This window comes from Streptomyces sp. NPDC104814 (genome assembly GCF_055583185.1).
In genome coordinates this window covers 1,912,210-1,935,321 of sequence record NZ_JBVJOL010000001.1, presented here as the reverse complement: position 1 = coordinate 1,935,321, position 23,112 = coordinate 1,912,210, and the positions used below count along the sequence as shown (strand labels likewise).

The window sequence follows — 23,112 nt, the reverse complement described above, 5'->3', positions numbered from 1 at the left end:
TCGGCGGGCCGGCGCGTTCGCGCCCGAGGACTGGGCCGATCCCGATGCCTTCTACGAAGCCCTCGAACGGGTCGGTGTCCCGCGGGCGGAGATCGTGGAGAGGACCGGACCACAGCCGAGCAGGCCCGGGTGATCCAGCGAAGGGTGGGGCTGGGCGCCGATCCAAGATCGTGTGGCGTGTGAGTGCCACTGCCTGCTCGGCTTAGTCAGCCGGCGTGCCGGGCGGTCGCCATGCCTGTGGCGGCCGGCGCCACTGCCGGTCAGCGGAATCCGGGATCGCGCACTAGAGGCGGCTGCGCCCGAAGACGGCGCCGCCTGGGTCGTCGGTCAGGGCGATGCGCACGGTGATGCGTTTGCCGACCGGCTGGCGCTGGACTTCGAAGCCCTGGGCGACTGCCATCACGATCTCCAGGCCGTGCTGCCCGACCCGGCCCGCGTCCCCGGCCCGGGCCACCGGCAGGACCGGGTCCGAGTCCCACACGACAATCTCCACCAAGTCCCCGAGGATGCGCAGATCCAGCAGCACCGGGCCGGGGGCGTATTTGCGGGCATTGGTGACCAGCTCGCTGACCACCAGCTGCGTCAGTTCCATGGCGCGCTGGGAGACGGGCAACCCGTGTTCGGCCTGGACACGCGTGAGGAAACCGGCGGCCATGTGGCGCGCCTGTGCGATGACCGCACCATCGCCGTCCAGGGCCACCGTGGTGTGCGGAACCTGCTCGTCGGGCATCGTGCCGTCCTCGCCCACGGGCGTTGAATACATTCCGACCGCTTTCCTTACCCCGTTCACGACACGCGTTTACCCTCGCCCACGTGATCGACGCCTGTCGGCGCTCGAACAGCTGCGTCACATTTGCATCACGCCCGGGATCAGCCGGTGGCTGCGGGGGCAGCGATCCACAGCAAGGGCATGATGTGCCAGGATCACCGACATGGGTGAGGAAGAAGTGCCAGGTAGCGATCACGCGGTGCAGCCGGGTCAGCTGTCCGTAACGGCCTCCGCCGCAGACGGCATCACCGTGCTGAGCCTGGCCGGGGAGATCGACCACCACACCGCTGACACGCTCCGCCAGGCCCTCGACCCGGCCGACGGCGCCCGTCCCCGCGTCGTGGTGGACATGCGGCAGGTGACCTTCATGGACTCCAGCGGAATCAACATCCTCATCGCCTCCCACCACGCTCTGGCACAGGGCGGCGGCTGGCTGCGCCTGGCAGGCGTCGGCCATTCCGTGATGCGCACCCTGCAGCTCGTCGGCATCGACGCCCTGATCGACATCCGCGAAACCCTCGATCAGGCGCTCACTGACTGAAGGGTATGGCCCCGCCGTACACACGGTCCTCGTCGTCGGCGGCCGGCGCTGCTCTTCCTGCCGCAGGCAGTGCGGGCTCAGGTGTTGGAACCGCCGTCGGTGTGGCGCTGTCCGGTGAGACTGCCGTGCCAGTCGAGGACCATCGTGGTGGCATCGTCGGGCAGAGATCCCCGGCAGGCCTTGTGGACCGCTGAGGTCAGGGTCCGGACCACTTCGCGGGGGTGTTCGTCGCGGGTGGCGTGGAGGAGGGCGGGGAGGTCGACGGTGGCGGCCGCGCGTTCCCGCATGCCGTCGGTGATCAGGACCAGTCGGTCGCCGCGCCGCAGGTCGAGCCGCTGCACCTGGTAGGCGACCGGGGCCGGCACTCCGAACGGCATGTTCACCTTGATGGTCAGCTCCTCCACGCTGTCGCCGCGCAGGCGCAGTGGCCAGGGGTGGCCGGCGTTGACCAGTTCGCAGGTGCCGGTCTCCAGCTGGATGCGCAGCAGCTGGCCGGTGGTCATGCCGCGGCCGTGGCTGGTGATCGCCCGGTGGGCGGCGTAGGCCTGGTCGAGGAGGCTCTGGCCGGCGCGTCGGGCGCCGCGCAGGGCGTTCACCGTCAGGGTGGCGAGCAGTGCGGATGCGGTGTCGTGCCCCATGGCATCCGTGATCGACAGGTAGAGCGCGTCTTGGTCGAGGGCGTAGTCGTAGGTGTCGCCGCCGATCTCATCGGCCGGGACCAGACCTCCGACCAGGGTGAACTGTGCGGCCTCACAGCAGGACGCCGAGGGCAGCAGCTGGTGCTGGATCTCCGCGGCCAGGCTCATCGTGGTCGTGCGCCGGCCCCAGTGGTAGAGGTCGGTGAAGCGACGGTCGGTGACCACGATGTACGCCAGGGCATGCGCGGCGTGCCCCACCGCCTCCCGCACCGCGTCGTCCGCTTCGGGTACGACCAGGTCCAGAACGCCGATGCAGTCACCGCGGTTCGTCACCGGGGCCACCAACCGGCAGCCGCCCTCGCCGTCCGGCTCCTGGTGCAGGCGCTGGGAGCGCAGCACCCGGTCGTAGACGCTGCCTGCCAGCCCGCGTCTCTGCGTCTCGCCGCGCATCTGCGCGGCCGTGCCGGCCCTGGGCAGCCGGACGGCTTCCTGCCCGATCATGTCCACGAGCCAGAAGGACACCTCGCTCGCCGAGAACCGCTTCTCCAGGTTCCGGGCCACCACGTCGACCGACTCCACGGGCGCGGCATCCTCCGCGGCGCGCAGCACCTCATCCAGGCCCAAGCCCTCACCGTCCAGCACAGGCACCACCTCCCTCTCCTCCACCCCGCATTCCCGGGACGGCCGTCCTGCAAGCCGACGTCGCTGGACGATCATCGCGCTGAGGGCGGTCGTGGGCGAAGTCAGCGCCACGTGGACCCTCGCCAGCAAGGTCATCACGGGGGCGCCGGCCGCTCTGCCGGCCCTGGCTGCCAGTCCGGCGACCCGCGCGGCGGGGCGCGGGTAAGCCCGAGCAGATATGCCGACGCCTTACACATAGCGCTGCTGAGCCTTCAGAGGCGGGCGAGGACCGTTGTCCCGTCCATGCCGGCCGCAGTCGTCCGCCTTCGGGGTCCGCGCGTCACCCGGCGTTTGCTGGGGACCCGGACCGCAGCACGCACCACCACGAGGAGGTCCCGAGCATGCCGAATCCGCAGCAGCCCGAAGTACGGCGCGACGACAAGGGTGCCGCCACCCCCGAGGACAGCCGCCAGTTGAAGGCCGGCCAGGCGGGCGGCAGCGCAAGCGGCCACCCGCATGGCACGGACAAGGGAGCGAAGGGCGGAGGAGAGGGCGGCGGAGTGCCTCCGGCACAGCAGCCCGATCACCCCTGAGCCACATCGCAATACCCGGCACGCAGTGAACGGCCCCCGATGGGGCCGTTCACTGCGTGCCGGACCCATCAGACCTATGCCTGCGTGAAGGTCCTTACGACTCAGTCGGCCACCGGCGTCGCCTAGCTCGCCGCGGCGGAGGTTCCAGTCGCCGCCACTCTGCACCTCTCCCCGCATCTGCAAGCTACACAGCCGACTTTCTGGGTAGATGCTAGGCCAAGTCGTTGCTATAGTCCGCACTTGCTGCTCTCAAAAGGGCGGCGAGATGGCCGGCCCGACACCCCCGTCTGCCCCTGAGCGGCGTACATCCGCGAGGCAGTCGGCCGTTGTGATGCCGTGGCGCTTCCGCATCCGTGACGCCCGTGCCTCTCTTGCGGACACCGTTCGTACCAACCCGAGCCGCGCCACGCCCCTTTCGAGGCCCTCGCCCGCTCAGCGCTTCTTGCTCATCGCCCGACAGACGGGGAGATCCACATGAACACAGGACTTCTGCACCGCTTCGCCCCAGGCAGGACGGTGCTGCTGGGTGCCGTCCTGGCCCTGGCCGTGCCGGGTACGGCGTACGCCAACACCGTGAGCGTGACCGTGAGAACTCCCGGGGCCACCAGCGGCCCCGCCACGTCCAACTCCGAGATATCGGCCCACGGGGACTGCTCCAGTGGGCTCGTTTCCGGCGGTGGCATCAACCAGGCCATCGGCACCGGCACGGGGGTGAACGGCAACCACGTCAACGGCACCTCGCCCAGCGCCGACGGCACCACCGAATACACCGGCTCCACCGGTGTCGTCGGCACCGATGCGACCCACTGGCTCGGCATCGGCGGAAGCGGAGGCCAGGTCAACGCCTCCTTCTCCACCACTCCTTACGCCATGTGCCTCACCAGCAACCTGATCATCCACACCCAGGTCGTCATGAACAAGGCCAACGCGCCCACCGCCGGAGCGACAGCGGGCGCCGTCACGGCGACCTGCCCGGCCAACACCCGCCTGCTGGGCGGCGGAGCCCGGACCACTCCGGGCACCACAGGCACCCTCAAGACGATCGCCGGCTTCCCCACCTTCAACAACTCCGCCCACAGTTTCGGCTTGAAGGCCGCAGCGGACGGAGAGTCCAACCCCGACTCCTGGACGGCCGTCGGCTGGGATTCGGGCCCCAACAGCTCCAACACCACCTACGTCTACGCGATCTGCAGCGGGACCGGCATCGACGTCAGCGGGGCAACGGTGAAGGTCCGCTATACGGAGGTGAGCGGACCGACTTCCGGGAGCGCCGGGCAGACGGCGACCGTGGGCTGCGCCGTGGGTGACGGAAAACTGGTCAGCGGGGGCGCCGCCATCAGCGGAGGCAGCGTGACCTCCACCAACTTCACCGGCCCGGCTTCGGGCGGCGACCACCTCAATGGAAGCTTCCCCAGCACCTCCGGCGGCGCGGCGGTCGGCGACGGGGCCACGACGGCGGCGTACTGGACGGCCTCCGGCCACACCGGAGGACAGTCGTCCCCCGGTACCTACACCGATGCCTGGGCGCTGTGCGCCAACGACGGCGTCTGAGGCAGCCGTTGCGGACAACCGACCCTGCACGAGGAAACAAGAGAGAGAATCCGATGAGAACGACACTTCGGCGGGGCTCCGCCGCGGGCAAGGCCCTGATCCTGGCCGCCCTGCTGGCCGTGGCGGTACCGGCGACCGCGTACGCCAAGACCGCGGACGTCACCATCAGCACCCCAGGCGCCACCCTGGGCCCCGCGACCCCCTTCACCGGGGTCTCCTCGCACGCGGACTGCGCCGAGGGCCTCGTCTCCGGCGGCGGTGCCGACCAGACCATAGGGAACGACGGAAGTTCCAACGGCAACCACGTGATGGGCATGGCGCCCAGCGCCGACGGCACCACGGAGTACACCGAGAGCCCCGGGATCGTCGGCACCGACGCCACACACTGGATGGCCTTCGGGGGAAGCGGGAGCCACAGCAGCCCCGACTTCTCCACCACTCCGTATGCGATGTGCCTGCACAGCAACCTGATCAGGCACACCCAGGTGGTCATGAACAAAGCCCCCGGGCCCTCCGTCGGGCTGTCGTCCCTCATCGTGACGGCGACCTGCCCGGCCAACACCGTCCTGCTCGGCGGCGGCGCCCGCACCACTCCCGCGAGCGTCGGCAGCCTGAAGCCGATCGCCGGCTTCCCCACCTTCGACGACGCCGAGCATCACTTCGGCGCCATCGCCGCGGGCGACGGGGAGACGGACCCCGACTCCTGGACTGCCGTCGGCGGGATCGGCGGCGGACGCGACCAGAACAACATGACCTACGTCTACGCGATCTGCAGCGGGAACGACATCGACCTCAAGCACGTAGCGACGACGGTCCGCTTCACTGAGATGAGCGGACCGAACACGGGCTCCACGGGACAGACCGCGACGATCGGCTGCTCCCGCGAGGACGGGCAGTTGGTCAGCGGGGGCGCCGCCATCAGCGGGGGCAACGTGACCACGACGGACTTCACCAAGGCGACCTCGGGCGGCCCCCACCTCAACGGCAGCTTCCCCAGCGACGCCGCCGGCAACCCGTACGGCGACGGCAGCTCCAACCCGTCGTACTGGACGGCAGCCACCCACAGCGGGGGGTCGCCCTCCCCCGGCAGCTACTCCGACGTCTGGGCCCTGTGCTTGGACGTGCGGCACGGGCACAAGCGGTAACTGCCCGGGGCAGCTTCGCCTGTACGGCGGTCGACCCAGGCACTGTCCTCAGACAGGCGGGGCCGCGCTGCCCGGATCTGCCAGGCCTCGACCGGCACACACCACAACGACCGAGCCGCGCAGAAAGAGCGATCCGGCCTGCGGGCGTGGCAGGCATTTCACCTACTCGTCATCTGCAGGCTGCCATTGATGCCATGTTGCGCTTCCCCCGGATCCAGTTCACTGGGGCGCCCCCCTCAACTGGATCTGAAAAAGGGACGCATGTTTAGACGCACGCTGAAGCGCGGACTTGTCACGCTCGTCGCCGTCGGTCTTGCCTCTTCTGTGGGGCCGGCGGCCACGGCGTCGCCGGCCGACGGTCCACTGACGCTCGCCGTCTTCGGCGACTCGCCGTACGGCAGGTCGGCGTACGCGCCTGCGGGCCAGACGGCCGACACCTCGCAGTTCCAGAAGACCCCGGCGTTCATCGGCACCATCAACGGTGACCCGGCCGTCAGCGATGTCATCCACGTGGGCGACATCCACTCGGGCAAGGAGTTCTGCACAGAGGACTACGACGCCTCGATCGCGTCCGAGTGGCAGACCTTCACCAAGCCGCTCGTCTACACGCCGGGCGACAACGAGTGGGCCGACTGCCACAAGGCATCAAGCCTCACCTCCCCAGGTCAGGGCGGTGGCTTCTACGACTCGGCCACCGGTGACGTCAACTACATCGGTACAAGCGGCCTGTCGACCAACCCGCAGGACTGCGTCAGCTACCACTGCGGCAACCCGCTCGACAACCTCGCCGAAGTCCGGAAGGACTTCTTCGCGCAGCCCGGTCGCACCCTCGGCAGCGGCACACTGAACGTGGTGTCCCAGGCCACCGCCTACGACCCGAGCCATCCCGGCGACGCGCAGTACGTCGAGAACGTGATGTGGGAACAGAACGACATCGTCTTCGTGACCATCAACGTGCCGGGCGGCTCGAACAACGACAGCGACCCCTGGTACAAGGCGCCGACCGCGACTCAGGCGCAGACCGACGAGCGGACCAACCGGACCGGGGCCGACGTCCGCTGGCTCGATGCTGCCTTCGCCGACGCGCGGGCCCAGCACGCCAAGGCGGTGGTGATCACGTCACAGGCCGACATGTGGGACCTCGACGGCAAGACCAAGGACCACCTGACGAACTTCGAGCCGATCATCAGCAAGGTCGCGGCGAAGACGACCGAGTTCGGCCGGCCGGTGCTGATGCTGAACGGTGACTCGCACCTGTACCGCTCGGACAACCCGCTGTCGCCGACGTCGACCTGCACCGGCGAGACGGACCCGGCCACCGGCGCCAGCGTGTGCGCCCACGACCCGGGCAACAACGCGTGGAACGAGCACCCGTACTACGACGTCTCGAACTTCCATCGGATCGTCGTGCACGGCAGCACCACCCCGCTTGAGTGGCTGAAACTGACCGCAGACCCCAACGCCAACCACGCCGCCACGGGCACAACCTACGGACCCTTCACCTGGCAACGGATGCCGCAGCCCCAGCTGTAACCGACTGAGCGCACACGACCTCCCAGGGGACCTCGGCGCCCGCTGGGAGGTCGACCTGCTGCCGGGGGGGGGCCGCCACGTGCAGCCCCTGTCACGAAGCCACACCCTCGCGCACCGTTGCTGCCGCGGGCTGGGGGTCAGCCTCGCCGGTATCGAACAATCGCCATGCCCGCACCGACTGCGAGGATCACAGGAAGGGAATAGAGCCAGGCCTCCTTCGGCGCTGATCCGCTGACACTCCCGATCACGCCGAACAGTACGTACACGGCCAGGGCCACGCCCGCAATCATCAGCAGGCCGCGTGTGCGATGGGCAGCTCTCTCGCCACCATCTCGGTTCATCATCACCATCCCTTGTCGGCACAGAGGATCGTCATGGAGTCCAACGTGCCCGCCGGTTCGCGGATGAATCCGGTGTTTCCTGGTGACCCGGCAGCGGCGTGAGGAACGGCTGCCCTGGCTGAGCCCGGGTGCCCGCACCGAATCATCGCTGGGACCTGTCCGGGTCCGGACGGTTCTTTCACTTACTCTGTCGCGGCGCCGGCTGGGGCTTGCAGGTCCACTCCTCACACCACCTGGAGGCGAATACTCCGACGGGTCGACGCACCAAGTCCAGCCCGGGCGCCGGCGGAGCGGTCAGTGAAGGGCTCCGAACAGCACGGCGAATCCGGCGAACAGCCCGACAACCACCACCATGACAAGACTCGCGTACACCGCGCACGCCCACCCCGTCACGATCGAGGCGAGCGCCAGCCATCGGCCGGGCAGTTTCTGGCGCTTGGCCCGACGGCGCGCCACATGACCAGAGACGATTGCGGTCAGCGCGGACAACTCCACCAACAAGAACCAGCCGACCGTCGCCGGCATGTAGAAGCTCGCCGCCGACGCCCACATACTGCCGCTCGCCACGATGGCCGCCGTGAGGGCGGCGCCAACGCTGATCGAAGCGGCGCGGTTCTCCGGTTGGGTCTGTACCTCTTCCCCCGTCACGACCATGGCTGGAGCTTAGCAATCGCCCGCGCCCTCATCCGCCGCACCTACCCAGGCACTCACGGCGCGCAGGGATCCTTCGTATCCAAGCCTCCGGGCTGCACTTCACCCCTTCTTCTTGCCTTCCATGGGCAAACGGCCCGTCAATTCCGAGGACGGATGGTCTCAGGGCAGTGAAGAGATGATCACGGATCGCCCTGACGTGCGGGTAACCCCGTCCCGGGCTTCTACTGTGTGCCCTTCCGTCCCTCTGTCCGTCCCCCACCCCATCGGCGGATCGACCTCCGCCGCGACGGACGTGTTCCCACTCCTGCCATCCAGGACATCCGCTGCGCCCTGCCCTCCCACCCGAGGATGCACGCCGGCCCGCAGCGGCCCTCCTCTCTCATTCACCTACCGCTCAAAGGCAAGGCAGAGATGGCACATCCGACCCCGGCTCCCGACACGGCCCGGCGCCGGCACCCCCACCCCGTCGACGAGATACTCCCGCTCCCCCGGCTGTCCCTGTACGGCTTCCAGCACGTGCTCGCGTTCTACGCCGGTGCGGTGATCGTCCCCGTCATCCTCGGCGGCAGCCTTGGGCTGAGCGACGAGGACCTCGTCCACCTGATCAACGCGGACCTCTTCACCTGCGGCATCGCCTCGATCATCCAGGCCCTCGGGTTCTGGCGGATCGGCGCCCGGCTGCCCCTGGTCCAGGGCGCCACGTTCACAGCGGTCTCCCCCATGATCGCCATCGGCCAGGGGGCCGGCGGCGGCACGGCCGGCCTGCTGCTGATCTACGGCTCGGTGATCACGGCCGGAATCGCCACGTTCCTCGCGGCACCGTTCTTCGGAAGGCTCGTGAAGTACTTCCCGCCCGTGGTCACCGGGACGATCCTGACCATCATCGGCTTCACGCTGATCCCCGTGGCCCTCCAGGACATCGGGGGCGGCGCCGCCCTGAAGGACTCCCCCGCGTTCGGCGACCCGGTGCATTTGGCGTACGGCGGCGGCACGCTGCTGTTCATCCTGGTCGTGTCGCGGTTCGGCGGGGCCTTCGTCAGCAGCATCGCTGTCCTGCTGGGTCTCGTCGGCGGCACCGGCGTCGCGTATCTGCGGGGCGACGCCGGCACCTACGCCGTCTCCCAGGCGGACTGGTTCGGGCTCACCACGCCGTTCCACTTCGGCTTCCCCACCTTCGAGCCATTGCCGATCCTCGCGATGGTGGTCGTCATGCTGATCACCATGATCGAGACGACCGGCGACGTGTACGCCGTCGGCGAGGTCACGGGCAAGCGCGTCGACGGCGAGACCGTGGCCCGGGCGCTGCGCGCCGACGGCCTCTCCACGGTGCTGGGCGGGGTGTTCAACTCCTTCCCCTACGTGGCGTTCGCCGAGAACATCGGTCTGGTTCGCATCACCCGGGTCCGTAGCAGGTACGTGGTGGTCGCGGCCGGCGTCATCATGATCGTCCTGGGTCTGCTGCCGAAGGTGGCGGCTGTCGTCGCCTCGGTGCCGCAGCCGGTGCTGGGCGGCGCGGCGGTCGCGATGTTCGGCATGGTGGCGACCGTGGGCATCCAGATCCTGGCCAAGGTCGACCTGCGGGACGAGCGCAATGCGCTGATCCTCGCCGTCAGCCTGGGGGCGGCCCTGCTGCCGACCGCGTTGGAGGCGGTTTTCGACCGGCTGCCGGGCGGGCTCCAGGCGGTGCTCGACAGCGGAATCACCCTCGGCAGCCTCACCGCCATCCTCCTCAACCTCTTCTTCCACGCCTTCAACCGCAGTGCGCCGGCGAAGATCGGCTGGGACGAGCTGGCGGCTCCGGAGGCGGACACCGGGCTGGTGCCCGGGGTCTCGTCGCCGTGGGGCAACGGGCCCACAGGGGACCGTTACTGAGGTGAAGGCCGCCGTATCCGGCTGAAGGCTCCGCGGGGTGTGACGCACCGTCCGTTCCGCACCCCGCGGGCCCGATGCCGGACCGCGATGAGATCGTGGTCAGCTTCGCGGGAACCCGGCGCCGTCGGCGAGAAGCTCGCGGAAGCGGTAGGGCAGGGCCCTCAGCCAGGCGGCCCGTTCCCGTGCCGTCTCCCTCAGCCGGGCATCGCCGTTGCGAGCGACGAGATGCCCCATGTACCGCTCCTCGAAGGCGGCGTACTCCTCGCACAGCGTGCGCAGGGCGTCGGCCACCAGCGACTCGGCTGCACCGGTGGCCCGCGACAGTGATCTGACGTGCGGCTTCCACCGGCCCGCGACCGCCGTCCGCAGCCGCTCGACCAGCTCGGTGTCCTGGCCGATCACCGCGATCAGGTACGGCAGCGGCACGCCGAGGACCTCGGACAGCTCCCTGGTCTGGACGGAGTCCCCGGTCCAGAACTCCTCGTACTCCGCGCGGCCGTACTCCCCGGGGTCCATGCCTATGCGGGCCGCCACCTGGTCGGCGTTCAGCTGCCGCGCCAGGCGGAACTCGCGCAGCGTACGCGGCTGCACGCCCATGAGGTCGGTCACCGCGCACCACAGAACCGATGCCAGCGCGAACAGGTAGGACTCGCCCGGCCGGTGTACTCCCTCCTCCGCGGCGACGACGGTCCGCGGCAGGGTCGGTACGCCGATCCGCGTCATCGCCTCGGCGACCTGATCGGGGGTCATACCCATGCGGAGCCGGGCGGCTTTGGCCCCGGCGGGAAAGAAGGGAACTTCGGACATGTCGTCGGCACCTCGCTGGAGCCCGCCACGAGCCGGACAGGGCTGGGGACAGGACGGGGGGGGAAGGGGTTCCAGGAGGCCGTGACCTTAGCAATCGGACCCTGCGAGGCGCTGTCCGAGCGACTCCGTATCCGTCGCGACCGTTGACGCCGTCGGAGCGCCTTGGCGGAACGTCCTAGTGCGCCGCGCTGACCTGGGCTGATCCGCCACACGTCGGACCGGCGACGCGAGGGGAGGCTGGTCCGACGGGCGACACCCGAGGCCACTCGCCATGTCGCCACAACGGATCGAGTAGATATTCCGCCGAAATTCGACGGAAAGACGCCTATCGGAGGGGCTAATTCTACGAATTCCGTGGCCACCTTACCGTGGGTATTCAAGTCGTCGCTACCCGCTCCCGGCGGAGGCGGCCCTGCCCGCGTGCCGCCTGTCACCGCTCCGCGGTGCGAATGCCCGCCACGGGGGCGCTGGACATGCCCCGGTAGTGCCGAGTGCACAGGGCAGCGCAAACCCAGGTGCAGTGTGCCGTACCCAAGGACGATCCGGATCGCGACAGTGGAGCACCCCCGATCGACCGACAAGGACAATGAGATGCCGGAGTTGTCGACCGCTCGGCGACGAGCGCGCGGAGCTGCCGCCGTAGGTGTAGGCGCAGTCGCCACAGTCATGATCCGACGCAGCGCCCGGAAGCGCGGCGAGTCGTTCGGTCGTCACGCGCCCCTCACCAGCGCGAACGAGAACGCACGCGTCGCCGCGATGACGGCTGCGCCGCACGTCGAGCAGCAGGCGAAGAGCCGGTGGTCGGTCTTCCTCGCCTACGGACTCCTGGCGGCCGCGACCCAGGCGCTCTTCGTCAACTACGCGCCCGTTACGCAGGACGCCGCGCGGCACTTCGGCGTTTCCATCGGCGCGATCGGCCTGCTGTCCCAGGTCTTCCCGCTGATCTACGTCCTCCTGGCCATCCCTGCGGGCATCGCGCTCGACAGGTTTCTTCGTCCATCCCTCGTGGTCGGCGCGATGCTCACTGCGTCAGGGGCGTTCTTGAGACTGGTTGCCGACGACTTCACGTGGGCGTTCATCGGACAGGTCGTCGCCGCTGTGGGACAGCCCTTCATCCTGAACGCCATACCGGGCCTTGCCGTGGGCTACCTCGCCGAAAGGCACCGCGCCACCGGCATCGCCGCCGCCTCCTCCGCCACGTTCGCCGGCATGGTCCTGGGCTACCTGCTCGGCGCGTTTCTGCCGGGCGAGAGCCACATCCGTACCCTCACCCTCATCACCGCCCTGATCGCCCTCGACGCCGGGCTGTGTCTCGTCGGGGCACTTCGCTTCCCACCGCGGGCGAGCCGCGAGTCCGCCTCCGTGACCAGCGGGCTGCGGGCATTTCGCGCGGCGATCGGCAATCGCCACGTACGCCGTTTGTGCGCGGTCGTCGCCATCCCGATGGGCACGTTCATCGCGCTCGCGACGTTCGTGCAACCACTGTTGGCGCCGGCGGGAGTTTCGGAGTCCACTGCCGGCCTCATCCTCGCCCTGACCATGATCGCCGGTGTGATCGGCTGCGCTGTCCTGCCCATCTGGGCGGATCGGCGCGGCCGCGAGGTTCAGGTCATGGGCGCCGCGATCGCTTTCACCGCCGGGGCCTGCCTCCATCTCGCCCTGGTCCCGAGCGCGCCCATGGCCTTCCTCACGCTCCTCGGGACAGGCTTCGTGCTGCTCCCGGCTCTTCCCATCGTGCTCTCCCTGAGCGAGCGGCACGCACCCGAGGCCGAGAGCACGGCGGCTGGGCTCATCTGGATGGCGGGCAATCTGGGAGGAGTACTGCTGACCACAGCAGTCGGACTCTTCGTCACCCGCCCCGAGATCGCGTTCGGAGTCCTGTCCGCCGCCACCCTGCTCGCTCTCCCGGCACTTCACTGGTTCAGGAAGCTCGAGCACCACGACCCTGTGACGTGAGCTCAGCTCGGTCCGGTCGCCACGAGGTCAGGCGCGATGTCCAGCACCAGGAGCGCCGCCGCCACATGGGTCGGGTTGTCCTCCACCTTGACGGCCGAGAGCTCGTTGGCGCGCGAGACCCGCCGCTCGACCGTGTTTCGGTGCGCGTAGAGGTTGGCGGCCGCTCGGGTGGTGTTGAACCCGCACTGCACGTAGGTGAGCAGTGCCTGCCGTAGTGCTGTGTCTGCTTCGGCCAACGGCCCGAGAGTGTTGATGACGAACCGACGGGCGCCGGCCCGGTCCTTTGTGAGCGCGTCGATCAGCTCGACGTCGGCGTAGGCGGTGAATCGCCGGTCGGACCCGAGGCGGATGATCAGGGCCTGCGCCGCGAGGGCGTCCTGGTGGCTGGACCTGAACCCTTCAAGTCCGCGTCCGGGCCGACCCACGGCAGCGCGCACCTCGTCAGCCATTGCCAGGACCTTCTCCACATGGTGAAGGTCCGGGACACCCGGCCCCGAGAGCCAGATCCACCGCGATGTCGCACTGGCACGCGCCACCAGGGCGCTTCGGCCTGCGGCTGTGGAACGCGCGGCCGGGATCGCCTCGTCCAGTGCATCGACGTGCTCAGGATCATCGACCCACAACACGAGACCCACGTGCCACCGTGCCAGCCGGTACCGCAGGCGCCCTTCGGCGAGGTCCTCCGCCATCGGCGCCCCGCTGGCGATCAGCTGAATCAGTGCGATCGCATCGGCACCCGCATTTCCCATCGCAGCGGCGAGGCCGGCCTCGCGCAGGGCAGCGACCGAATCGAGGGCGTACTGCACCAGCGACTTCCCCGACACGTCCAGGACCCCCACGAGCAGGTCGGGGTCGGCGCAGTGCGCCACGCATTCCTCCAGCCATCGCCGCCAGCCGATCCCCAGTGCCACACGCCAGGCACCAGCGAAGTCGGGTGCGATGCCACGGGAGACGAGATCGTTGATGTACGCCGTGGTCCGCGGGCCGACGTAGGGCTCCACCCGCCGCCCCGGTTGCTGGATGTTCGCGGTCAGCCATTGGACGAGATCCGAACGGTTGAGCTCCCGATCCTCCTCGACCAGCGAGGCGTCGGCGAGGAGGGCGGGATCGTTCTGGGCCACGAGAGAGGGCCTTGCGAAGGCGTCGACCAGGGCGTCCGTCTCCGTCAGCAAGCGCTGGCACAGTGACCTCATCGCATCAGCGACCTCGCGGGAGGGCGGGGGCCACAGATCTTCCATTTCTCAAGTCTCCCTCTGATCCTTTGAAGCCGACGCTCCCGACGTGCCGTGTCACAGACAGAGGAAGGGCCGGCCGGCGGCATGGCCGCCGGCGAGGTCGGGTGCCATGCCACCGGCCGACGACAGCGAGAGGCGCCGTACCGCCACACCAGCGGCGGCTTCCGGCCCCGCAGGTGGTCTCCAGCAGCGTGGTGTTTAGTATGAGTAAACGGCGGAAGGTTTATCACGCCGTCAGGGGTGCTGCAAGGGGTTCGGCGACGTCGTCGCCCCTTCTCCCGAAGGGCCACATGATGTCGACCTCAGGACGGGCGGTGAGCACACCATGGCCATCGATGACAGTGGACGAGCAGGCGGAGCAGCCAAGGGCTCCCCTGCCCTCGAAGCGTCCACAGGCGCGCAACTGAGGGAGATCAGGCTCAGCCGCGGGTTGTCGTTGACGGAGGTTGCGCAGCAGGCAGACGTCACCAAGGGCTTCCTGAGTCAGTTGGAACGTGGTCTCACCAACGTCTCCGTCGCGACGTTGCTGCGGGTCTGCGATGTGCTGAAGATCGGGGTCGGCGAGCTGTTCGCCTACCCCGAGGAGCAGGTCGTGGAGGGCGGAAGCCGGATCGACATGGGCGGTGAAGGAGTGACCGAGTACCTGCTCACGCCCGCCGGCACCACGGCGTTCCAAGTCTTCCGCTCAGTGATCGAACCAGGCGGGGGAACAGGCGGCCCCTATCGGCTCGACACCACCACGATCTTCGCGCTGGGACTGAGCGGCTCGACCCGTCTGATCGTCGGGGGCGAGACCCGGATGCTGTCAGCCGGTGTGTCCACCTCGTTCTCCGGTCGGACGCTGCACCAGTTCGACAATCCGGGTACGACGGTCAGCGAGGTCCTGTGGGTCCTGTCGCCTCCGCTCCTTCCTGTCGCCCGCGAACCCTCCTAGAGCCGCCCGCATCGAGTCGCTCGTAGACAGCCGGACGGCACGCCCTCAGGACGAGCGCCTGCACCAAGCCGGCCACGGCCGAGAGGGCGACGAACCCTCCGATCACCCAGGCGCCCTCGGTGGTGCCGACGAGGAGCGGGAAGTTGGCGACCACCAGGTAGACCACACAGGTCAGGCCGAAGAAGGCCAAGGCCGGGGCCACGGCCGTGCGCCACACCGACCGCTGCCCATCCTGCTCATCGACGTGCCGGAAAAACCCGATCACCGCAAGGCTGGTGGCCGCCATGAGCAGGACGATGCCGAGGGTGGCGGCGCCGGAGAACCAGGCGTAGACGTTCGTGATCGGGTCCAGGCCGAGCTCGACGACGACGATCGTGGTGACGCACGCGACCGCCGAGACGACGCCCGACGACGCTGACGGCGCCCGGTGCCGGGGATGAACGACGCTCAGCCGCGCCGGAAGGGCGCCGGCCCGGGACAGCGCGAACTGGTAGCGCGTCACGACGTTGTGAAAGGCGAGCGCGCACGCGAACTGACTGGTGATCAGGAGCAGCTGCATCACGTCGAACCAGACGGGTCCGACGTAGTTCCGCGCCAGTGTCAGGACCAGGCCCTCGGGGTCCGCCTTCGCCGCGCCGGTCACCGCGTCGACGCCGGCGCCCACCACGACCGCCCACACGGTGAACGAGTAGAAGATCCCGACCACCAGGATCGCGACATACGTCGCTCGCGGAACCGTGACGTCGGGATCCTTGGCCTCGTCGCGGAACACGGCCGTCGCCTCGAAGCCGATGAACCCGAAGAAGGCGAACATCATGCCGAGGCCCGGGGAGCCATTCCCCAGGATCGAAGGCAACAGCGGCTTCACTGTCAGGCCATGGGTGCCACCGTGGCCCACGATGCCGAGGTCCATGACGAGGAGCAGGAGGGATTCCAGCACCAGGACGACACCAAGCACCTTGGCACTCAGCTCGATGTCCCGATAGCCGAGGAAAGCGATGATCCCCAGCGAGACGAACGCCCACACCCACCACGGGGAGCTGAAGTCGGCATACCGCTTGATGACATTGCTCGTCGCGACGCCGACGTAGGCGTTCACCCCGACGAGAATCAGCGTGTAGGAGAAGAGCGCCAGAGTCGCGGCCGAGAGACCGGGTATCCGGCCCAGCCCAGCCTGGACATAGGCGTAGAAGGCGCCCGCGTTGCGCACCCGTGCAGCCATCAGCGTGAAGCCGACCGCGAAGATCAGCAGCATCACGGTGGTCAGCGCGAAGAACAGCGGCATCCCCGGGCTGCCGCTCACGGCGAAGGCGATCGGCACCCCGCCGGCCACCAGCCCGAGCGGCGCCGCCGCGGCGACGACCATGAACACGATCTGCGGTACACCGAGCCCGCGGTGCAGCGGGTTGCCCGGGCCCGCTTCCCTGCCGGGTGCTTCGAAGTGCCCTGTCTCGGAGAGGTCGGCCATGTCGACCACCTTTCAGCTCACGGGCCGGTGACGGCTCGTCATGAGTAAGGAGTTGGGTGCGGGCACGTGCGCGGGGTGCATCAGGGCGTGCCTCGCTCGAGGGCTCGAAGCGGGCTCAGTCCTGAGAGGTCGTGACCGAGAGCGGCATCCCGGACCGCCAGTCGTCCCCTTGGGCCACGGCCGCACGTCCCGGGAAATCTCCATCGACGCGACCGCGCAGGTGTTTAGTACTGGTAAACGCCGCAAAGCTCTATCACGCCAGTGAAGTCACCGCAAGAGACGCGGCGAGGCCGGCCACGTCGGAGAGATCCGCGGATTCCCGGCTTCTTCGAGAGCCGGCCAGACCTCGGCCAAGGCCGTGTTCGGGTGTCGACAAGCGCCAGCGGACGGCGCTGCCGGACCGGCTTGTGCATCGTGCACCGAGCCCCGGGCCCAGCCGGTGCACGCTGTCGTTCCGCCCGTGGCCGTGGCTGGCGACAGTGAGATCACCACCCCGGGAACAGCGAGGAAACACCATGACAACTGAGGTGCTTGACGCCGTCGAGGAGTTCGACGTGGTCATCATCGGAGCGGGGATCTCCGGAATCGGCGCGGCCAGCTATTTCAGCCGGGAACTCCCCGGCAAGTCCCTGCTCGTGCTCGAGGGACGGGACAACATCGGTGGCACGTGGGATCTCTTCCGCTACCCGGGCATCCGCTCGGACTCGGACCTCCACACGTTCGGCTACGAGTTCAAGCCGTGGCGTCACGAAGCCGCGATCGCGGACGCGCCGCTGATCCGGGACTACCTTCGGGAGACGGTCGAGGAGAACCACCTGGAGCCCCTCATCAGGCTGCGCCACCGGGTCGTCGGGGCCGAATGGTCCTCGCACGAGGCGCGGTGGACCCTCACCGTCGAGGCAGCCGACCCCGCCGGCGGAGGCACGGTAACCAAGACGATCCGTGCCGGATGGGTGTTCGCCGCCACCGGCTACTACCGGTACGACGAGGGGTTCTCCCCCCAGTTCCCGGGACGCGACGACTTCGAAGGCACGATCGTCCATCCGCAGCACTGGCCCGAGACGCTCGACTACAGCGGCAAGAAGGTCGTCGTCATCGGCAGCGGCGCGACCGCGATCACGCTGGTGCCGGCCATGACCAGCGGGACGGGCGCGGCCCGGCACGTGACGATGCTGCAGCGGACGCCCACGTACGTGCTGGCGCTGCCTCGCGTCGACAAAGTCGCCCTGGCGCTCACGAAGGTGCTCGGGGAAGAGCGCGGGTACGCCGTGACGCGGTTCAAGAACATCTGGCTCGACCGCGCCGTCGTCAAGGGACTGCGGACGTTCCCGAAGGCCGGGCGGCAGTTGATCCGGCGCGAGAACGTGAAGCGGCTGCCCAAGGGGTTCGACGTCGACAAGCACTTCAATCCGCCGTACGACCCGTGGGACCAGCGGCTGTGTCTGGCGCCGGACGGCGACTTCTTCGACGCGATCAAGAAGGGTTCCGCGACCGTCGTCACCGACACGATCGCGCGGTTCAGCAAGCGCGGCATCGTGCTGAGCTCGGGTGAGGAACTGGAAGCCGACGTCATCGTCACCGCGACGGGGCTGAACCTGCAGCTCTTCGGCGGCATGCCCATCGTGGTCGACGGGCGTCAGGTCGACGTCGCGGACGCGCTCTGTTACCGCGGAATGCTGCTGAGCGGGATTCCGAACTGGGCGATGGCGATCGGCTACACCACCTCGTCCTGGACGCTCAAGGTGAGCCTGATGTGTCGCTACTTCATCGACCTGGTCAGGCACATGGACGCCCGCGGATACGACACGGTGGTTCCGGTCGCGCCGGCGGGGACGGAGCGCAGGCCCGTCATGGACCTTCAGGCCGGGTACGCCAAGCGCGCCGAGAAGCGCATGCCCAAGCAGGGCCTCGAAAAGCCCTGGCGGATGGCGATGTCCTACCCCGAGGACGCCAAGGCCCTTCGCGGCCCGGTGGCCGACGAGCACCTCCAGTTCGGCTCCCGTGTGGCGGCCGCGCAGTCGCCCGGTGGGAGGCGAGCCACCCATGTCTGAGGCGAGCAGCGCGGAGAGCAGCGACCTGTACGCGGCCCTCCCGTCCGGGATGAGGATCTGCTTCCGGGACTTCGGCGACAAGGCCGACCCCGCCATCCTCCTCATCGCCGGAATGGGCGAGGACCTCACCTTCTGGACCGACGCGTTCTTCGGCTCGCTCGTCGCCCGCGGCTTCCGGGTCGTCGCCATCGACAACCGTGACGTCGGCCAGTCGACGTTCGTCGCCGCACCCCCACCGGCGCTCTGGCGTCAGATCGCCGCGCGCCCGCGCAGCGACGCGTATGCGCTGGCCGACATGGCCCAGGACGCCGTCGGCGTACTCGACTGCCTCGGGATCTCGCGGGTGCACCTGGTGGGGCGGTCGATGGGCGGGATGATCGCGCAGACGATCGCGGCCACGGCCCCCGAGCGCGTTCTGTCGCTGACCTCCATCTACTCGACCACCGGGGCGAAGAAAGTGGGCCAGCCGGCGCTGTCGACGATCCGGCTCCTGGCCGCCCCACCGGCGAGGACCAGAACCGCGGCGGTCCGGGCCCACCTGCGGCTCACCAGGCATATCGCGGGAACGGGCTATCCCATCGACGACGCGGCCGAGGCGGCCATCGCAGCCCACGGCTGGGATCGCAGCGCGGGTGACCCGGCGGCCGGCGTGGCGCGCCAGGTCCAGGCGATCCAGCGCTCCGGAGACCGGACGGCCCAGTTGAGCAGCATCACGGCACCGACGCTGGTCATCAACGGCGACCGGGACCTGCTGGTCCACCCGAGCGGCGGTGAAGCGACGGTGAAGGCGATCCGCTCGGCTCAGCACGTGGTCATTCCCGGCATGGGCCACCACATTCCCCAGGCCCTCGTCGGCCCCGTCACCCAGTACATCTCGCAGCACGCGGACCGCGTGGGCGAAGGAGGCAACCATGTCCGGATCTCGTAATCCCGGCTCCGGGGACACCGCGGTCGACGTCGTGGTCGTCGGTGCCGGCTTCGCCGGCCTGAGCGCTGCCGAGCGACTGGCGAGCATGGGGCAGTCCGTCCTGGTCGTCGAAGGCCGCGACCGGGTCGGAGGCCGATCGCTCTCCGGCGAGGTGGCAGGCGTGAAGGTCGACCTCGGAGCAACGTGGGTGGCACGGCGCCACACTGCCATCCGGGACCTTGCGAGCCGGGTGGGGTGTACCACGACCGACCAGTTCAACCAGGGTCGCAACGTGCTGTGGATGGCAGGCCGGCGCCGCACCTACAGCGGCACCATTCCCAAGGTCTCCCCCGCAGCCCTGGTGGACATGGCCCGCATGCAGATGGCGGTGAACAAGCTGGTCTCCACCATCGACGTGGACGCCCCGTGGGAGTCGCCCGAGGCCGGCCGGCTCGACGCCATCTCGTTCGGCGAGTGGCTCGACCGGAAGAACGCGCTGCCCGGCACCCGTGCGCTCATGACCGTCATCAGCAAGGTGCAGTGGGGCTGTACCCCGTCGGACGTCTCCCTGCTGCACGCACTGCGCTACATCCGTGCAGCGGGCGGCATCGACCACATGCTGGACGTCGAGGGCGGCCAGCAGCAGGACCGGCTCGTCGAGACCACCCAGGAGATCGCCAAGCGGGTGGCGGAGAAGCTCGGCGACCGCGTGCGCCTGGGGACACCGGTGCGCCGTATCGCGCAGCACGACAACGGCGTCACCGTCCACACCGACTCCGGGGAGATCCACGCCACGTACGGGATCGTCACGGCCGCGCCGGCGCACCGCGCCGCCATCGAGTTCTCGCCCGCTCTGCCCGAGCAGGCCGAAGGGCTCACGCGAACGTGGCGCATGGGCGTGCTGAGCAAGGCTTTCGCGGCCTACGACGTGCCGTTCTGGCGGGCCGGCGGACTCTCCGGTGAGGCAGTGACCGACACCGGAACCGTGTTCATCACCTTTGATGTGTCACCCGCCCACAGCGGACCGGGCGTGCTGATGGCCTTCTGCGATCCGCGCGTCTTCGACGGATTCAGCCCCGAGACCCGACGCGGCCGGGTCATCCAGCAGCTCGTCGACCTCTACGGTCCGCAGGCCCGCAACCCCATCGACTACGTGGACCACTGCTGGGGAGCGGAACCGTTCGCCCCGGGTGGCCCCAATCCTGCCGTCGCCCCCTACGCGACCACCAGCTACGGCAAGGCGCTGACCGAGCCCCACGGGCGCATCCACTGGGCCGGTACCGAAACCGCCGGCGAATGGGCCGGCACCATGAACGGCGCGGTCCTGACGGGCCAGCGTGCCGCCGAGCGCGTCGCCGCCCTCCTGTCCCGCGACGTGCGAGAGGGGGCGCTGCGATGAAGGAAACGGTCTTCCTGCTGGCCGACCTGTGGATGATCTTCGCCGGCTACTTCTACGGATGGCGGTTCATCCGCCGGTACGGCAATTACCTCCTCGGTCTCGAGTGGATGGTCGTCGCGACGTCCGGCAGCAACTTCCTGCTCTGGTCGCTGCTCGGAGCCAACAGTGGCAGCGTCCTGTACGACGTGGCCTACTTCTTCGACGCGTTCTCCAGGTCGGTCGGCATCACGCTCATCCTGATCATGGGCTTGATGCAGGTCACCCATCGCTACAAGCCGAGCCTCGGCGTCGATGTGGCCGTGTTCGCGGTCGCAGTGGTGGCCGGCCTGTTCCTCCGGCACTTCCACGGCGCGGATCTCCACACCGACCGCGCCGCGTTCTCGGTCGCCGTGTTCTACCTCGTCGTCAACCTCCTCACGGCCGTCTTCCTGGGCTACTTCGTCAAGCGGCTCTGGAACGCGGGCGCGAGGCGGCCGGCGATCTGGACGGGACTGGTCACGGCCGCAGGAACCGCCATCGCGATCACCTACGACCTGTTCCCCATGCCGTTCGACGACGCGAACCGCACGATCTTCTACACCGCCGCGCTGGCGACCTGGGGCACCCAGGGATTCGTCTACTTCCGCGCCTACCGCGCGCTGGACCAGCACAACGCGGCCGTGGACGCGAACCCGGCCCGCGCGACCGGGGCCCTCGCATGAACCCCGAACACGAAGAAGGAGTCAGTATGGCGAGCAGGCGTGTGTACGCGGTGGTGGACCCTGCCAGCGGCAAGTTGGTCAAGGAGTACCCCATCGCGACGGACGAGGCCGTCGACAGGGCGCTCGACTCGGCGGCGAAGGCCTACGCGCACTGGTCGAGGCAGACCTCCGTGGATCGGCGCGCCCAGTTGCTGAACACCGTCGCCGCCCTGCACGTCGAGCGCAGCGGACAGCTTGCCGAGATCATCCACCGGGAGATGGGCAAGCCGGTGGACCAGGCCGTCGCGGAGGTCGAGTTCAGCGCCTCCATCTACCGGTACTACGCCGAGAACGCGCAGAAGTTCCTCACCGACGAACCGATCGAGCTTCTCGAGGGAGAGGGCACCGCTTTCATCCGTCGCCAGCCGATCGGCGTGCTGCTGGGGATCATGCCCTGGAACTACCCGTACTACCAGGTGGCTCGATTCGCCGCGCCCAATCTCGCGCTGGGCAACACCATTCTGCTGAAGCACGCATCGCAGTGTCCGGAGTCGTCCGCGGCTCTCCAGCAGTTGTTCACGGACGCGGGCTGTCCCGAGGGCAGCTATGTCAACGTCTACGCCACGAGCGAGCAGATCGCTCGCGCCATCGCGGACCCCAGGGTGCAAGGCGTCTCCTTCACCGGTTCGGAGCGGGCCGGCGCGGAGGTCGCCGAGAAGGCCGGGCGCAGCCTCAAGAAGGTGGTGCTCGAACTGGGTGGCTCGGACCCCTTCATCGTGCTGTCGACCCACGACCTCGACGCCACGGTCCAGGCGGCGGTCGAGGCCCGGTTCGAGAACACCGGGCAGGCGTGCAACGCCGGGAAGCGATTCATCGTCGCCGAGGACATCTATGACGCCTTCCTCGACGCGTTCACGCAGAAAGTGCTCGCCCTGACCCACGGCCTGGCGCCGCTCTCCTCGGTTGCCGCCGCTGAGTACATCGAAGAACAAGTCCAGCGAGCCGTCGACGACGGGGCGACTTTCGTCTCCGCAGGACAGCGCGACGGGGCGTACTTCCCGCCCGGGGTGCTGACGGGCCTCTCGCCGACGTCGCCGATGGCCGCCGAGGAGCTCTTCGGCCCCGTCGCGACTGTCTATCGGGTGGGGTCCGAGGACGAAGCCGTCGATCTGGCGAACGGAACACCGTACGGGCTGGGCTCCTACGTGTTCACGACGGACGCCGAGCAGGCGATGCGCGTCGCCGACCGGATCGAGGCGGGCATGGTCTTCGTCAACGGCGTCGGACTCGAAGGTGCGGAACTGCCTTTCGGTGGGGTGAAGCTTTCCGGTTTCGGGCGCGAACTGGGCCGGGGCGGAATCGACGAGTTCGCCAACAAGAAGCTCATCCGCACCGCTCGGACGTGATCCCCACAGCG

Annotated in this window: 19 protein-coding genes; 13 read left to right on the top strand and 6 right to left on the bottom strand. The window is 68.8% G+C overall.

Annotated features, from left to right (window positions below; translation table 11 throughout):
• Positions 1-283: 283 nt before the first annotated feature.
• On the bottom strand, positions 284-763 hold the full coding sequence (locus ACZ64A_RS08100) for an ATP-binding protein (RefSeq protein ID WP_469808934.1): 480 nt from the start codon (positions 761-763) through the stop codon (positions 284-286).
• Positions 764-932: 169 nt separating this feature from the next.
• Here ACZ64A_RS08100 and ACZ64A_RS08095 point away from each other — a divergent pair, with 169 nt between their 5' ends.
• Positions 933-1,310, top strand: a complete 378-nt coding sequence (locus tag ACZ64A_RS08095; RefSeq protein WP_469808933.1) for an STAS domain-containing protein — start codon at positions 933-935, stop codon at positions 1,308-1,310.
• Between the two features lie 77 nt (positions 1,311-1,387).
• Here ACZ64A_RS08095 and ACZ64A_RS08090 read toward each other — a convergent pair whose 3' ends face one another.
• Positions 1,388-2,587, bottom strand: a complete 1,200-nt coding sequence (locus tag ACZ64A_RS08090; RefSeq protein WP_469809098.1) for a PP2C family protein-serine/threonine phosphatase — start codon at positions 2,585-2,587, stop codon at positions 1,388-1,390.
• Positions 2,588-2,970: 383 nt separating this feature from the next.
• Between ACZ64A_RS08090 and ACZ64A_RS08085 the strand changes: the two genes are divergently transcribed.
• The 4 genes from ACZ64A_RS08085 (at position 2,971) to ACZ64A_RS08070 (ending at position 7,391) form a co-directional block, all read left to right on the top strand.
• On the top strand, positions 2,971-3,162 hold the full coding sequence (locus ACZ64A_RS08085) for a hypothetical protein (RefSeq protein ID WP_469808932.1): 192 nt from the start codon (positions 2,971-2,973) through the stop codon (positions 3,160-3,162).
• Positions 3,163-3,636: 474 nt separating this feature from the next.
• A complete protein-coding gene (locus ACZ64A_RS08080) occupies positions 3,637-4,713 on the top strand; it encodes a hypothetical protein (RefSeq protein WP_469808931.1) in 1,077 nt (358 codons plus the stop codon).
• Positions 4,714-4,766: 53 nt separating this feature from the next.
• Entirely contained in the window at positions 4,767-5,858 is a 1,092-nt protein-coding gene (locus ACZ64A_RS08075; protein ID WP_469808930.1) for a hypothetical protein, read from the top strand.
• Between the two features lie 261 nt (positions 5,859-6,119).
• The gene (locus tag ACZ64A_RS08070; RefSeq protein ID WP_469808929.1) at positions 6,120-7,391 is read left to right on the top strand and encodes a hypothetical protein; all 1,272 of its coding nucleotides are present in this window, start codon (positions 6,120-6,122) and stop codon (positions 7,389-7,391) included.
• 635 nt (positions 7,392-8,026) lie between these two features.
• On the opposite strand, the gene ACZ64A_RS08065 is transcribed toward ACZ64A_RS08070, so the two are convergent.
• The gene (locus tag ACZ64A_RS08065; RefSeq protein ID WP_469808928.1) at positions 8,027-8,386 is read right to left on the bottom strand and encodes a DUF4190 domain-containing protein; all 360 of its coding nucleotides are present in this window, start codon (positions 8,384-8,386) and stop codon (positions 8,027-8,029) included.
• Positions 8,387-8,797: 411 nt separating this feature from the next.
• Between ACZ64A_RS08065 and ACZ64A_RS08060 the strand changes: the two genes are divergently transcribed.
• On the top strand, positions 8,798-10,258 hold the full coding sequence (locus tag ACZ64A_RS08060; RefSeq protein WP_469808926.1) for a nucleobase:cation symporter-2 family protein: 1,461 nt from the start codon (positions 8,798-8,800) through the stop codon (positions 10,256-10,258).
• A 99-nt stretch (positions 10,259-10,357) separates the two neighbouring features.
• Here ACZ64A_RS08060 and ACZ64A_RS08055 read toward each other — a convergent pair whose 3' ends face one another.
• Positions 10,358-11,065 (bottom strand): transcriptional regulator, encoded by a 708-nt coding sequence (locus ACZ64A_RS08055; protein ID WP_469808925.1) that lies wholly within the window; start codon positions 11,063-11,065, stop codon positions 10,358-10,360.
• A gap of 666 nt (positions 11,066-11,731) precedes the next feature.
• Between ACZ64A_RS08055 and ACZ64A_RS08050 the strand changes: the two genes are divergently transcribed.
• Positions 11,732-13,021 (top strand): MFS transporter, encoded by a 1,290-nt coding sequence (locus tag ACZ64A_RS08050; RefSeq protein WP_469808924.1) that lies wholly within the window; start codon positions 11,732-11,734, stop codon positions 13,019-13,021.
• A gap of 2 nt (positions 13,022-13,023) precedes the next feature.
• On the opposite strand, the gene ACZ64A_RS08045 is transcribed toward ACZ64A_RS08050, so the two are convergent.
• Positions 13,024-14,259: a PucR family transcriptional regulator gene (locus ACZ64A_RS08045; RefSeq protein WP_469808923.1), complete on the bottom strand. Its 1,236-nt coding sequence runs from the start codon at positions 14,257-14,259 to the stop codon at positions 13,024-13,026.
• A 322-nt stretch (positions 14,260-14,581) separates the two neighbouring features.
• On the opposite strand from ACZ64A_RS08045, the gene ACZ64A_RS08040 reads away from it, so the two are divergent.
• Positions 14,582-15,190, top strand: coding sequence for a helix-turn-helix domain-containing protein (locus tag ACZ64A_RS08040; protein WP_469808922.1), 609 nt, complete (start codon positions 14,582-14,584; stop codon positions 15,188-15,190).
• On the opposite strand, the gene ACZ64A_RS08035 is transcribed toward ACZ64A_RS08040, so the two are convergent.
• A complete protein-coding gene (locus tag ACZ64A_RS08035) occupies positions 15,129-16,658 on the bottom strand; it encodes an APC family permease (protein WP_469808921.1) in 1,530 nt (509 codons plus the stop codon). The two genes, ACZ64A_RS08040 and ACZ64A_RS08035, sit on opposite strands and share 62 nt — an antisense overlap.
• Before the next feature lie 515 nt (positions 16,659-17,173).
• Between ACZ64A_RS08035 and ACZ64A_RS08030 the strand changes: the two genes are divergently transcribed.
• The 5 genes from ACZ64A_RS08030 to ACZ64A_RS08010 are packed head-to-tail and all read left to right on the top strand — an operon-like array spanning position 17,174 to position 23,101.
• Positions 17,174-18,709, top strand: coding sequence for a flavin-containing monooxygenase (locus tag ACZ64A_RS08030; RefSeq protein WP_469808920.1), 1,536 nt, complete (start codon positions 17,174-17,176; stop codon positions 18,707-18,709).
• Positions 18,702-19,637 (top strand): alpha/beta fold hydrolase, encoded by a 936-nt coding sequence (locus ACZ64A_RS08025; protein WP_469808919.1) that lies wholly within the window; start codon positions 18,702-18,704, stop codon positions 19,635-19,637. Before ACZ64A_RS08030 ends, ACZ64A_RS08025 begins: the two co-directional genes overlap by 8 nt.
• Positions 19,621-21,015, top strand: a complete 1,395-nt coding sequence (locus ACZ64A_RS08020; RefSeq protein ID WP_469808918.1) for a flavin monoamine oxidase family protein — start codon at positions 19,621-19,623, stop codon at positions 21,013-21,015. The genes ACZ64A_RS08025 and ACZ64A_RS08020 overlap by 17 nt, the downstream gene beginning before the upstream one ends.
• Positions 21,012-21,716 (top strand): transporter, encoded by a 705-nt coding sequence (locus ACZ64A_RS08015; RefSeq protein WP_469808917.1) that lies wholly within the window; start codon positions 21,012-21,014, stop codon positions 21,714-21,716. The genes ACZ64A_RS08020 and ACZ64A_RS08015 overlap by 4 nt, the downstream gene beginning before the upstream one ends.
• Complete coding sequence (locus tag ACZ64A_RS08010) at positions 21,713-23,101, top strand: NAD-dependent succinate-semialdehyde dehydrogenase (RefSeq protein ID WP_469808916.1); 1,389 nt, start codon at positions 21,713-21,715, stop codon at positions 23,099-23,101. Before ACZ64A_RS08015 ends, ACZ64A_RS08010 begins: the two co-directional genes overlap by 4 nt.
• Positions 23,102-23,112 lie beyond the last annotated feature (11 nt).

Bases quoted from the DNA above. Each gene is read 5' to 3' on its own strand.
- ACZ64A_RS08020 (WP_469808918.1), top strand. From the start codon at position 19,621: ATGTCCGGATCTCGTAATCCCGGCTCCGGGGACACCGCGGTCGACGTC.
- ACZ64A_RS08040 (WP_469808922.1), top strand. From the start codon at position 14,582: ATGGCCATCGATGACAGTGGACGAGCAGGCGGAGCAGCCAAGGGCTCC.
- ACZ64A_RS08065 (WP_469808928.1), bottom strand. From the start codon at position 8,386: ATGGTCGTGACGGGGGAAGAGGTACAGACCCAACCGGAGAACCGCGCC.
- ACZ64A_RS08030 (WP_469808920.1), top strand. From the start codon at position 17,174: ATGACAACTGAGGTGCTTGACGCCGTCGAGGAGTTCGACGTGGTCATC.
- ACZ64A_RS08100 (WP_469808934.1), bottom strand. From the start codon at position 763: ATGTATTCAACGCCCGTGGGCGAGGACGGCACGATGCCCGACGAGCAG.
- ACZ64A_RS08050 (WP_469808924.1), top strand. From the start codon at position 11,732: ATGATCCGACGCAGCGCCCGGAAGCGCGGCGAGTCGTTCGGTCGTCAC.
- ACZ64A_RS08035 (WP_469808921.1), bottom strand. From the start codon at position 16,658: ATGGCCGACCTCTCCGAGACAGGGCACTTCGAAGCACCCGGCAGGGAA.
- ACZ64A_RS08060 (WP_469808926.1), top strand. From the start codon at position 8,798: ATGGCACATCCGACCCCGGCTCCCGACACGGCCCGGCGCCGGCACCCC.
- ACZ64A_RS08080 (WP_469808931.1), top strand. From the start codon at position 3,637: ATGAACACAGGACTTCTGCACCGCTTCGCCCCAGGCAGGACGGTGCTG.
- ACZ64A_RS08015 (WP_469808917.1), top strand. From the start codon at position 21,012: ATGAAGGAAACGGTCTTCCTGCTGGCCGACCTGTGGATGATCTTCGCC.
- ACZ64A_RS08025 (WP_469808919.1), top strand. From the start codon at position 18,702: ATGTCTGAGGCGAGCAGCGCGGAGAGCAGCGACCTGTACGCGGCCCTC.
- ACZ64A_RS08055 (WP_469808925.1), bottom strand. From the start codon at position 11,065: ATGTCCGAAGTTCCCTTCTTTCCCGCCGGGGCCAAAGCCGCCCGGCTC.
- ACZ64A_RS08045 (WP_469808923.1), bottom strand. From the start codon at position 14,259: ATGGAAGATCTGTGGCCCCCGCCCTCCCGCGAGGTCGCTGATGCGATG.
- ACZ64A_RS08010 (WP_469808916.1), top strand. From the start codon at position 21,713: ATGAACCCCGAACACGAAGAAGGAGTCAGTATGGCGAGCAGGCGTGTG.
- ACZ64A_RS08075 (WP_469808930.1), top strand. From the start codon at position 4,767: ATGAGAACGACACTTCGGCGGGGCTCCGCCGCGGGCAAGGCCCTGATC.
- ACZ64A_RS08070 (WP_469808929.1), top strand. From the start codon at position 6,120: ATGTTTAGACGCACGCTGAAGCGCGGACTTGTCACGCTCGTCGCCGTC.
- ACZ64A_RS08095 (WP_469808933.1), top strand. From the start codon at position 933: ATGGGTGAGGAAGAAGTGCCAGGTAGCGATCACGCGGTGCAGCCGGGT.
- ACZ64A_RS08085 (WP_469808932.1), top strand. From the start codon at position 2,971: ATGCCGAATCCGCAGCAGCCCGAAGTACGGCGCGACGACAAGGGTGCC.